General features: G+C 66.5%; 7 protein-coding genes. 4 read left to right on the forward strand and 3 right to left on the reverse strand.

From position 1 onward, the window contains the following. Positions 1 to 332: 332 nt before the first annotated feature. From BMI01S_RS14335 to BMI01S_RS14345, 3 genes are read left to right on the forward strand one after another with little or no spacing between them, the layout of a single operon-like run. Entirely contained in the window at positions 333 to 1,595 is a 1,263-nt protein-coding gene (locus BMI01S_RS14335) for an efflux RND transporter periplasmic adaptor subunit (protein ID WP_028211738.1), read from the forward strand. 15 nt (positions 1,596 to 1,610) lie between these two features. Further along, positions 1,611 to 4,877, forward strand: a complete 3,267-nt coding sequence (locus BMI01S_RS14340) for an efflux RND transporter permease subunit (RefSeq protein ID WP_028211737.1) — start codon at positions 1,611 to 1,613, stop codon at positions 4,875 to 4,877. 1 nt (position 4,878) lies between these two features. Then, complete coding sequence (locus tag BMI01S_RS14345) at positions 4,879 to 6,417, forward strand: efflux transporter outer membrane subunit (protein WP_028211736.1); 1,539 nt, start codon at positions 4,879 to 4,881, stop codon at positions 6,415 to 6,417. A gap of 215 nt (positions 6,418 to 6,632) precedes the next feature. Here the strand turns inward: BMI01S_RS14345 and BMI01S_RS14350 are convergent, their stop codons facing one another. After that, complete coding sequence (locus tag BMI01S_RS14350) at positions 6,633 to 8,105, reverse strand: nucleobase:cation symporter-2 family protein (protein ID WP_042289577.1); 1,473 nt, start codon at positions 8,103 to 8,105, stop codon at positions 6,633 to 6,635. Between the two features lie 603 nt (positions 8,106 to 8,708). On the opposite strand from BMI01S_RS14350, the gene BMI01S_RS14355 reads away from it, so the two are divergent. Beyond that, positions 8,709 to 10,184 carry a xylulokinase gene (locus tag BMI01S_RS14355; RefSeq protein ID WP_028211735.1) on the forward strand — a complete coding sequence of 492 codons (1,476 nt, stop codon included), beginning with the start codon at positions 8,709 to 8,711 and terminating at the stop codon, positions 10,182 to 10,184. A 123-nt stretch (positions 10,185 to 10,307) separates the two neighbouring features. Here BMI01S_RS14355 and BMI01S_RS14360 read toward each other — a convergent pair whose 3' ends face one another. Both BMI01S_RS14360 and BMI01S_RS14365 read right to left on the reverse strand, forming a co-directional pair. Then, positions 10,308 to 11,090, reverse strand: a complete 783-nt coding sequence (locus BMI01S_RS14360) for a metal ABC transporter permease (protein WP_028211734.1) — start codon at positions 11,088 to 11,090, stop codon at positions 10,308 to 10,310. Continuing rightward, positions 11,083 to 11,967 (reverse strand): metal ABC transporter ATP-binding protein, encoded by an 885-nt coding sequence (locus BMI01S_RS14365; RefSeq protein WP_028211733.1) that lies wholly within the window; start codon positions 11,965 to 11,967, stop codon positions 11,083 to 11,085. The genes BMI01S_RS14360 and BMI01S_RS14365 overlap by 8 nt, the downstream gene beginning before the upstream one ends. Positions 11,968 to 11,990: the final 23 nt, after the last annotated feature.

Below are 11,990 nucleotides of genomic sequence, written 5' to 3' on the forward strand. Positions count from 1 at the left end.
TCCTGAAGCGGGCTTCAGCGGTTACATAACGTCCTTTTACATTCGTTCGCGAATGTATCTATAATAGCACCCCACCACCTGTATGCCTCAAGGGGTGATGTGCGGTTAATATCCGTGACTGGCCTGGTGGTCGTAGAAACCCCAATGCCGAGACGCCGCTCGGGCGGCGCGCGGCCGTATCGCCCGGACGGATTTGCAGACCGGATCGCGCCTTCGAGAAGAAGTACCGGGTTTATCCGTCAGGTATTTGCCAGATGTTGGCGTGCGTGGTCGTCCCCCTCGTCGCGGGACGCCGCACGCTTTTATTGTCAGTTATAGACAGAGGTCGCTCCATGCGCGTCGAACGGGTTCCATTCCGCCTAATCAGTGTCGCGACGGCTGCCATCGTGCTCGCAGCCTGCGGGCAAAAGCAGTCGGCGCCCCCGCCGCAAACTCCCGAAGTCGGTATCGTCACCCTCCAGCCGACCGCCGTGCCGGTCGTCTCCGAACTTCCCGGCCGCACCAGCGCCTACCTCGTCGCGCAAGTGCGCGCGCGGGTGGACGGTATCGTCCTGCGCCGCGAATTCACCGAAGGCGCGCTCGTGAAGGCCGGCCAGCGGCTTTACAAGATCGACCCGGCGCCGTACATCGCCGCGCTCAACAACGCCAAGGCCACGCTCGCCAAGGCGCAGGCGAACCTCGTCACGCAGAACGCATTGGTGGCGCGCTACAAGGTGCTGGTGCAGGCCAACGCGGTGAGCAAGCAGGACTACGACAACGCGGTTTCCGCGCAAGGCCAGGCGGTGGCCGACGTCGCTGCCGGCAAGGCCGCGGTCGACACCGCGCAGATCAACCTCGGCTACACCGATGTCGTTTCTCCGGTCACGGGCCAGGTCGGCATCTCGCAGGTCACGCCGGGCGCCTTCGTGCAGGCGAGCGCGGCGACGCTGATGTCGACGGTGCAGCAGCTCGACCCGATGTACGTCGACGTCACCCAATCGAGCCTCGATGGGCTCAAGCTGCGCCGCCAGATCCAGGAAGGGCGCCTGAAGACGAGCGGCCCGAACGCCACGAAGGTCGCGCTCGTCCTCGAAGACGGCCGCACCTACGTGGAAAAGGGCAAGCTCCAGTTCAGCGACGTCACGGTCGACCAGACCACGGGCTCCGTCACGGTACGCGCGATCTTCCCGAACCCCGACCGCGTGCTGCTGCCCGGCATGTTCGTGCGCGCGCGCATCGAGGAAGGTATCGACAACAACGCGTTCCTCGTGCCGCAGGTCGGCGTGCAGCACGATCAGAAGGGTCAGGCATCGGTGTATGTCGTGAACAAGGAAGACAAGGTCGTGTCGACGCCGGTCACGATCGGGTCCGCGCAGGGTCAGGACTGGGTCGTCCAGAGCGGGTTGAACCCGGGCGACCGCGTGATCGTGCAGGGCACCGACAAGGTCAAGCCGGGCTTGCAGGTCAAGCCCGTCCCCGCGCAGTTGCCGCCGCCGCCGGTGGCGGGCGCGCCTTCGGCCGACATGGCGACGGCCTCGGGCAATACCAACGCTGCCAGCGCGGCATCGGCCGCGCACGGCGCCTCGGCTGCGCCTGCCGCTTCCGCAGCGCAATAACCGGGAGCCTGCTTCATGGCAAAGTTCTTTATCGATCGCCCGATCTTTGCATGGGTGATCGCCATCATCCTGATGCTGGCGGGCGTGGCGTCGGTCTTCACGCTGCCGGTCGCGCAGTATCCGACCATTGCACCGCCGTCCATCCAGATCAGCGCGAACTACCCGGGCGCCTCGGCCAAGACGGTGGAAAACACGGTCACGCAGGTGATCGAGCAGCAGATGAGCGGTCTCGACCACCTGCTGTACATCTCGTCGACTTCCGATGACTCCGGCACGGCCACCATCACGCTGACCTTCGCCGCGGGCACCAACCCGGACATCGCGCAGGTGCAGGTGCAGAACAAGCTGCAGCTCGCCACGCCGGTCCTCCCGCAGGTGGTGCAGCAGCTCGGTATCAGCGTGACGAAGTCGAGCAGCAGCTTCCTGCTCGTGCTCGCGTTCGTGTCCGAAGACGGCAGCATGACCAAGTACGACCTCGCGAACTACGTGGCGTCGAACGTGAAGGACCCGATCAGCCGTATCGACGGCGTGGGTACGGTCACGCTGTTCGGCTCGCAATACGCGATGCGTGTCTGGCTCGATCCGCACAAGCTCACGAACTTCCAGCTCACGCCCTCCGACGTCACGGCTGCGATCACCGCGCAGAACGTGCAGATCGCGGGCGGCCAGCTGGGCGGCACGCCGGCGGTGGCGGGGCAGTCGTTCCAGGCGACCATCACCGAATCGACGCTGCTGCAGACGCCCGAGCAGTTCGGCAACATCCTGCTGAAGGTGAACCAGGACGGCTCGCAGGTGCGGCTGAAGGACGTGGCGCGCATCGGTCTCGGCGGCGAGAACTACAACTTCGACACGAAGTACAACGGTTCGCCGACAGCCGGCCTCGGCATCCAGCTCGCGACGGGCGCCAACGCCTTGCAAACGGCGAAGCTCGTGCGCCAGAAGATCGACGACCTCTCGCGGTACTTCCCGCACGGCCTCGTCGTGAAGTACCCGTATGACACGACGCCGTTCGTGCGCCTGTCGATCGAGGAAGTGATCAAGACGCTGCTGGAAGGCATCGTGCTGGTGTTCCTCGTGATGTATCTGTTCCTGCAGAACCTGCGCGCGACGCTGATTCCGACGATCGCCGTGCCGGTGGTGCTGCTGGGCACGTTCGCGATCATGGCGATGGTGGGCTTCTCCATCAACACGCTCTCGATGTTCGGCCTCGTGCTCGCCATCGGTCTGCTAGTCGACGACGCGATCGTCGTCGTGGAGAACGTCGAGCGGGTGATGGCGGAAGAGGGGCTGGGACCGAAGGAAGCCACGCGCAAGGCCATGGGCCAGATCACGGGCGCCCTGGTGGGCGTGGCGCTCGTGCTCTCGGCGGTGTTCGTGCCGGTGGCGTTCTCGGGCGGTTCGGTCGGCGCGATCTACCGGCAGTTCTCACTCACGATCGTGGCGGCGATGGTGCTGTCCGTGCTCGTCGCGTTGATTCTCACACCCGCGCTGTGCGCGACCATCCTCAAGCCGATTCCGAAGGGTCATCACGAGCAGAAGAAGGGCTTTTTCGGCTGGTTCAACCGCACGTTCGAGAAGAGCCGCGACAAGTATCACAGCGGCGTGTACCACGTGATCAAGCGCTCGGGCCGCTGGCTCATCATCTATCTCGCGGTGATCGTCGCGGTCGGCATGCTGTTCGTGCGCCTGCCGAAGTCGTTCCTGCCCGATGAGGACCAGGGCACGATGTTCGTGATCGTGCAGACGCCCGTGGGCTCGACCCAGGAAACCACGGCGCGCACGCTCGCCAACATCCAGAACTGGCTGCTCAAGGATGAAGGCAGCATCGTCGAATCGGTGTTCACGGTGAACGGCTTCAGCTTCGCGGGCCGCGGCCAGAACTCGGGTCTCGTGTTCGTGCGGATGAAGGACTACAAGCAGCGTCAGCACGCGGACCAGAAGGTTCAGGCGCTGGTGCGGCGCATGTTCATGCACTACGCGAGCTACAAGGACGCGATGGTGTTCCCGGTGAATCCGCCTTCGATTCCCGAACTCGGCACCGCATCCGGCTTCGACTTCGAGTTGCAGGACCGCGGCGGCGTCGGCCACGCAAAGCTGATGGAAGCGCGCAACATGCTGCTCGGCATGGCTGCGAAGGATCCGGCGCTCGCCGTCGTGCGCCCGAACGGCCTGAACGACACGCCGCAGTTCACGGTGAACATCGACCGTGAAAAGGCCAACGCGCTCGGCGTGACGTCGGCGGCGGTCGACCAGACCTTTTCGATTGCCTGGGCGTCGGCGTACGTGAACAACTTCCTCGATACGGATGGCCGTATCAAGAAGGTCTACGTCATGTCCGATGCGCCGTTCCGCATGACGCCGGACGACATGAACAACTGGTACGTGCGCAATAGTTCGGGCGGGATGACGCCGTTCGGCTCGGTCGCGAGCGGCCACTGGTCGTTCGGTTCCCCGAAGCTCGAGCGCTACAACGGCATTTCGTCGATGGAAATCCAGGGCCAGGCGGGGCAGGGCAAATCGACGGGCCAAGCCATGACGGCCATGGAGCAGATCGCGGCGAAGCTGCCCCCGGGCATCGGGTACGAATGGACCGGTCTGTCGTACCAGGAACGCCAGTCGGGTTCGCAGGCGCCGATCCTCTACGGCATCTCGATCCTCGTCGTGTTCCTGTGTCTCGCGGCGCTGTATGAAAGCTGGTCGATTCCGTTCGCGGTCATCATGGTGGTACCGCTCGGCGTGCTCGGCGCACTGCTCGCGGTGACCTTGCGCGGCCTCGAGAACGACGTGTTCTTCCAGGTGGGGCTGTTGACCACCGTGGGTCTCTCGGCGAAGAACGCGATTCTGATCGTGGAGTTCGCGCGCGACCTGCAAGCCGAAGGGAAGATGGGGCCGATCGAGGCGGCACTCGAAGCTTCGCGACTGCGTCTGCGGCCGATTCTCATGACGTCGATGGCGTTCATTCTCGGCGTGCTGCCGCTCGCGATCAGCAACGGCGCGGGTTCGGCTTCGCAGCACGCCATCGGCACGGGTGTGATCGGCGGCATGATCACGGCCACGTTCCTCGCCATCTTCATGATCCCGATGTTCTTCGTCGTGATTCGCGCGAAGTTCGCCGGCGAGAAGGAAGACGCGGACGTCGCGCTCCAGCACTACGAAGAGCACCACGCTCACGACAATGACGACGAAAACGGCGCGAATGGCGATGGCGCCGGCGGTCAGGGCGGCACGGGCGGTGGCAACGGCGGCAACGGCGGCGACGGCCCGGGCAAGGAAGGACATTGAGATGCATAAACTATCCGTAATTGCAGTGGCCACCGCAGTGGCCACCACCGTCCTCGCGGGTTGCACGATGGAGCCGTGGTACCACCGGCCCGAGGCGCCGGTCTCGCAGACCTTCCCGCAGGGCGGCGTCTATGCGACGCAACCCGGCGCGACCGGCCAGAACGGTCAGGCCGCCCAGAGCGCCAATGGTGCCCCGGCGACCGACATCGGCTGGCGCGAGTTCTTCATCGATCCGCGCCTGCAGCAACTGGTCGCCATCGCGCTGAAGAACAACCGCGATCTGCGCGTCTCGGTGCTCAACGTCGATGCGGCGCGCGCGCAGTATCAGATCACGCGCGCCGAGTTGTTCCCCGCGATCAACGGTGTGGCAACGGACACGCGCACGCGCGTGCCGAGGAAATTTCAGACCACGGTGGACAATCCGTACAGCGTCTACAACGTGGGCGTGCAGGCGTCGTGGGAAATCGACTTCTGGGGGCGCATCCGCAGCCTGAAAGACCAGGCGTTGGCGCAGTATCTCTCCACGGCGTATGCGCGCAAGTCGGCCGAGATCACGCTCGTTTCGGAAGTCGCGGACCAATATCTGACGATGCTCTCCGACGACGACCTGCTCAAGATCACGCAGCAAACGCTGAAGACGGCGCAGGACTCGTACAACATCACGAAGGCGCAGTTCGAAACGGGCACCGGCACCGAACTCGATTTGCGCCAGGCGCAGACCGTGGTCGAGGATGCGCAGGCCAACCTGCAGGCGCAAATGCGCGCCCGCGCGCAGGCCGAGAACGCGCTGGTGCTGCTGATCGGCGAGCCGCTGCCGGCGGATTTGCCGCAAGGCCTGCCGCTCGACGGCCAGGCCCTGCTCAACGACATTCCGGCAGGACTGCCTTCGGACATGCTCACGCGGCGTCCCGACATCATGCAGGCCGAGGAGTCGCTGCTCGCGGCAAACGCCAATATTGGCGCGGCGCGTGCGGCGTTCTTCCCGAAGATCTCGCTCACGGCGGCGTTCGGCACCGAAAGCCTCTCGCTTGGCGGGCTCTTCAAGGCAGGCACGGCGGCGTGGAGTTTCGTGCCGCAGATCACGCTGCCGATCTTCGAGGGCGGTTCGAACATCGCGAACCTGCAACTCGCCAATGTCGAGAAGCGCATCGAAATCGCCAATTACGAGAAGTCGATCCAGTCGGCTTTCCGCGAAGTGGCCGATGGCCTCGCTGCTCGCGGCACTTACGATGAGCAGATCGCAGCGCTCGAGCGCAGCACCTTTGCGAACCAGCGCTCTCTCTCGCTCTCGGAACTGCGCTACAAGAACGGCGTGGACAGCTATCTCCCCGTGCTCACCGCGCAGACGAGTCTCTACAATGCGCAAAAAGCGCTCATCACGGCGCGGCTCGCGCGGCTGACCAACCTCGTCGATCTCTATCGTGCGCTCGGCGGCGGCTGGATCGAGCACGCGGGCGAGACGCCGCGCCCGGCCGATGCGCCGGTCGATTACGGCGCGGCCAGCGCGCCGGTGGCCGCTTCGGCCGCGACGGCGGGGTAACGCTACGGCTTGAACAGCGCGAAGCGAGAACGCCACGGGAGACTGTGGCGTTTTTTTATGCGCGTGTGAGCGAAGAGAGGGGCATCGAAAAAAAAGCGCCACGGTTTCCCATGGCGCCGAACCAGCAAAAGACCCCGCCCGCCTGAGACACCTGCGAGCGGGTACCTCTCGCGTCAACTCAATACGATCGAACTGGTCGAACCCATACGGTCCGCTTAGTGCGCGGCCGAACGGGGCATTTCGTGGCGCGCATCGGGCCCGTGCGGCACTTGCTCCGCGCCATGGCGGCTTTCGAGATCGTGCCCGGCGCGGCGGATGGCGCGCTCGCCGGCCCCTTCGCTCTTCGCGCTCTTTGCGCCGTTGAAGATCAGGTTCAGCACCACCGCAGAAACCGAAGCGAGCAGGATGCCGCTATGGAGCAGCGGCGAGAGCGCGGGCGGCAGCTTTGCGAAGAAGTGCGGCGACACCACCGGCACGAGGCCGAAGCCCACGCTCACGGCCACGATGAAGAGGTTGTGCTGGTTCTTCACGAAATCCACGCGCGAGAGCACCTTGATGCCGTTCGCCGCGACCATGCCGAACATCACGATCCCCGCGCCGCCCAGCACGAAGGAGGGGACCGAGGCGACCATCTGCGCCATCTTCGGAAAGAGGCCGAGCAGCACGAGAATCACGCCGCCCATGGCGCACACGTAGCGGCTCTTCACGCCCGTCACGCCGATGAGGCCGACGTTCTGCGAAAACGACGTATGCGGGAACGAGTTGAAGATGCCGCCGATCATCGTGCCGAGACCATCCACACGCAGACCGCGCACGAGCGTGGCCCGATCGACGGGGCGCTCGACCATGTCGCCCACGGCGAGGAACATGCCCGTCGATTCGATGAAAGTCACGAACATCACGATCACCATCGTCGCGATCGGCAGGATGTGGAACTGCGGCATGCCGAAGTGGAACGGCATGACGATGCCGACCCACGGCGCGCTTGCCATGCCGGCGAGATTCACGCGGCCGAGCGCAAGCGCGATCGCGAAGCCTGCGACGATGCCCAGCAGCACCGAGATATTGGCGATGAAGCCGCGCCCGAACTTGTTGATGAGCAGGATCAGCGTCAGGACCAGCAGCGAGAGGCCGAGATAGACGGGGTTACCGTAGTCGGGGTTGCCCACGCCGCCTGCGGCCCAGTTGATGCCGACTTCCATGAGCGAGAGGCCGATCACCGCGATCACGGTGCCGACCACCACGGGCGGGAAAAAGCGCAGGAGCTTGCCGATCGTCGGCGCGATCACGATGCCGATCGCGCCCGCGGCGATGGTCGAGCCGAAGATGTCGAGGATGCCGAGCGAGGGGTTGGTCCCGATGGCGATCATCGGGCCGACCGAGGCGAACGTGCAGCCCATGATGACGGGCAGGCGGATGCCGAAGATCCACAGGCCGAGCGTCTGGATCAGCGTGGCGATGCCGCAGGCGAACAGGTCGGCGCTGATGAGGAACGCGATCTGGTCCTTCGGCAGGCCGATCGCGCCGCCGACGATGAGCGGCACCGCGACCGCGCCCGCGTACATCACTAGCACGTGCTGGATGCCGAGTGTCAGCAACTGGCCGAACGGCAGGCGCTCGTCGCAGGGGTGGACCCGCCGTTGGCCGGATCGCTGGGCGGCCTGGTCCTCGATGCCGTTCGCTTGCATGTCGTCTGTCTCCGTCTCTTTGTTGAAGAATGTGGCCTCCAAGGTATGCGGTACGAAAACATGCAACAAGACCGCTGGTGGCTATTCCGTGCTTTCCGGCGACGATATGCGCACGCCCCGGCGGAGGGGCCGCATAAGGGGGCGATCAGCCCCGGCGGACCGCGCGCGACGGCGTTCCGCTGGCTGCCGCGCGCGGTGCTTGCGGCCGCGCGAGAGGCGGCGCAGGGCGCGAAGGCCCCTGTTTAAAGCTGTCGAAGGGGTTTGCCCGGTAGCGCGACGCGGCGCGAGCCCGGCAGCGTCGAGCCGTGATGACGGGTCCGTGCGCGGATTCGCCATCGCGACAAGATGCGCGCCTGTCATTCCGCATATGGCGGAGTCCTTATGCTCGCCATTTCGGAGACGGTATGTGAGCGTTTTTCCGTTGCGCATTCATCCATCGGGTTAACCCGCGAATACGTGCTTTTCGCATCGAAATCGGCTGCGTTGCGAGCGGATTCGCGGCATGCTCGAAATCTGCCTTTGACGGCGAATTCAACTCGATTCGCGTCGCGCCTCCTGTCGGTATGATGGCTTGCCCTCAACCCCGCATCGCGTACGTCTCCCATGAGCTCAACTGAAACACGCTTCCTCGGCATCGATCTCGGCACCGGCTCGCTCAAGCTCGGCATCTTCGATGGCGACGGCGTCGAGCGCGCCGCCGCGAGCGTTGCCTACGCCCTCGAAACGCCGCAGCCCGGCTGGGCCGAGATCGCTGTCGAACGCTGGTGGGAAGCGCTCGTCGCGGCCTGCGCGCAACTGCCGGGCAGCGAACGCGCCGCCGTGCGCGCGATCGGCTTTTCCGGGCAGATGCATGGCGTGGTGCTGACCGATGAAACGGGGCGCGCCCTGCGTCCCGCGATGCTCTGGCCCGACACGCGCGCGCATGCGCTGCTCGATGCATGGCCCGATGAGCCCGCGCATCCGCAACCCAATCCCGTTGCGCCCGGCATGGCTGGGCCGTTGCTGCGCTGGGTCGCGCAGCACGAGCGGCAAGTCGCGCAGTCCGCGCGCTGGGCGCTGCAGCCGAAAGACTGGCTGCGTGTGGCGCTTGGCGGCGCGTTCGTCGCCGACCCGTCGGACGCGTGCGCGACAGCGCTCGCCGCGCCCGATGGTGCGTGGGATTTGGCGTTGATCGAGCAACTGGAATTGCCATCGCGCTGGTTCGCGCCGCTCGCCGCATCGTGCGAGGCGAGCGGCACGCTGGATCCGGCGGCCGCGCGGCTGCTGGGCCTGCCCACCGGCGCGGTGCTCGCGACGGGCGCGGGCGACACGCCTTGCGCCGCGCTCGGCAGCGGTCTTGCTCAAGACGCCGAGGGCGACGCACTCCTCACCACGGGCACCGGCGGCCAGATCGTCGTGACCGCGGCCAGCGAACCGCATGCGCGGCGCGGCCTGCATCGTTACCGTTCGGCCACGGGCGGCTGGTACACGATGGCTGCGATGCAAAACGTGGGCGTGGCGCTCGAAGCGGTGCGCGGATGGCTGGCCTACGACTGGGCGCGCGCGTACGCCGATGCGTTCGCCGTCCCGCCATCCGCCACGCTCGCGTTCCTGCCTTACCTGAGCGGCGAGCGCTCGCCGTGGCTCGACCCGGCGGCGCGCGGCGGCTGGCTCGGTGCCTCGATTGGCGATTCGCGCGGCACGCTCATGCGGGCGGCGTTCGAAGGCGTGGCATTCGCGTTGCGTGCGGGTCTCGACGCCGTGCGCAGTACGCAGGAAGGCACGGGCGACGGGCACCCTGTGGCGAGCCTCAAGCTCGCGGGCGGCGGTTCCGTCGACCCGCGCTGGCGGCAGTTGCTCGCCGACGCGCTCGGCGCGGACCTCTATGCGATCGACTGCCCGAACGCGGCCGCGCGCGGTGCCGCGCTGCTGGGGGGCCTCGCTTGCGGGCACTGGCGCATGAGCGATCTCGCCGCGCTCGCGCCGGCGGCGATCCATGTCGCGTCGCCGCGCGAGGACGCCGCGCTCGCACAGCGTTACGCGCGCTTCATCGATCTCTATGGTCGCGTGAGGACCTGGTTCGCACCGGCATCGCGCTGATTTCGCCCGATGCGAAACCCGGGCGGTGCAAACCCGCTGGGCGGCCATCCTGCGTGCCGTAGAAGCGCAAAAGGCGTTGCCACCGTCAGGAGGCAACGCCTTTTTCGATGCGCGCGCAACGACCTAGCGCCGCCCGATCAAACTCGCCCCATAGACGAGCGCAGCGAGCGCGGTAATCCAGAAGCTGGTCGGCCAGTCGGTGTAGAAGGCGAGCGTCACGCCGAGCCACGCTTGCGCTAGCGCGAGCAGCGCGGCGAGCACGAGGCCGGTGGAAAGGCGCGTGGTGAGATTCTGCGCGGCGGCGGCGGGGCCGACCATCAATGTGAAGACGAGCAGCACGCCGACGATCTGCGTGCACGCTGCCACCGCGAGCGCGGCGATGGCGAGGAACAGCATCGAGACCGCGCGCAGCGACACGCCCTTCGCTTCGGCGAGTTCGGGCTGCAGCGAGGCGAACAGCAGCGGACGCATGATGGCCGCGAGCGCGACGAGGCTCGCCACGGCGAGCGCGGCGAGCACGCCGAGCGTCTCGCGGTTCACGCCCAGCACGTTGCCGAACAGCAGCGCCGTGACTTGCGTGGCGTACGCCGTGAAGAAGTGCAGAAACAAGAGCCCGAAGCCGAGCGCGAGCGAGAGGATCACGCCGATCGCGACGTCGCGGCCCGCGAGCTTTTCGCCGAGCGCGCCCATCGAAACGCCCGCGGCGAGCGTGAAGCCCACCATGCCCCACATCGGCGAAATGCCGAGCAGCACGGCGCCCGTGGCGCCCGTGAAGCCCACGTGCGAGAGCGCGTGGCCCGCAAAGGTCTGTCCGCGCATCACGAGGAAATAGCCCACCACGCCCGCGAGCACCGCGACGATGCCCGACGCCGCGAAGGCGTTCACCATGAAATCGTATTCAAGCATCGTGTGTGTGGCCGTGTGCGTTGTCGTTGTTGCCGTGGTCGTGTCCGTGCCCGTGATCGTGCCCATGGCCGTGGCCGCCATGGTCATGCTCATGCTCGTGGTCGTGCTTTTCGACTTCCACGTCGCCGGACATCACGAAGATGCGGCCCTTCATGCGCATGACCTCGATGGGCGAGCCGTAGAGACGCGAGAGCATGGGCGCGGTGATGACTTCGTCCACGCTGCCGAGCGCCGCCACGCCATTGCCGAGGTAGAGCACGCGGTCGAGCGCGTTGAGGAGCGGATTGAGTTCGTGCGCGGAGAACAGCACCGCGATGCCAAGCTCGCGCTGCACGCGGCGCACGAGTTCGACCACGCCGCGCTGATGATTCGGGTCGAGGCTGATGAGCGGCTCGTCGAGCAGCAGCAGCTTCGGGTCGCCGAGCAGGCATTGCGCGAGCAGCAGGCGCTGGCGCTCGCCGCCCGAGAGTTCCGAGAGCGGGCGATCCGCAAGCGCGCTCGCACCGACGAGGTCGAGCACGCGGGCGACGTCGGCGCGCGTGGCGGCGTCGGCGCGCGGCAGGCCCCAGCGGTGGCCGTCCGCTGCCATCGCCACGAAGTCGCGGCCGCGCACCCTGCGGCTCGCGAGTGCGGTGCGCGTTTGCGGCATGTAGCCGATCTTCGCGTTGCCGCGCGCGACCGGCTCGCCCAGCACGCGGATCGCGCCGCGCGCGGCGGGCACGAGGCCGAGAATCGCGCGCATGAGCGTGGTCTTGCCGGCGCCGTTCGGCCCGAGCACGCCGATGAATTCGCCCTGGTTCACCGCAAAGTTCGCATCGCGCAGGATCGTGCGCTCGCCAAGGGCGAGCGTCACGCCCGCGACGGTGAGCACGGGCACCGGCGCATGGTGAGCGGCGCCGG

Origin of the sequence: Paraburkholderia mimosarum LMG 23256 = NBRC 106338 (assembly GCF_000739815.1) — a bacterium.
Taxonomy (GTDB): Bacteria; Pseudomonadota; Gammaproteobacteria; order Burkholderiales; family Burkholderiaceae; genus Paraburkholderia; species Paraburkholderia mimosarum.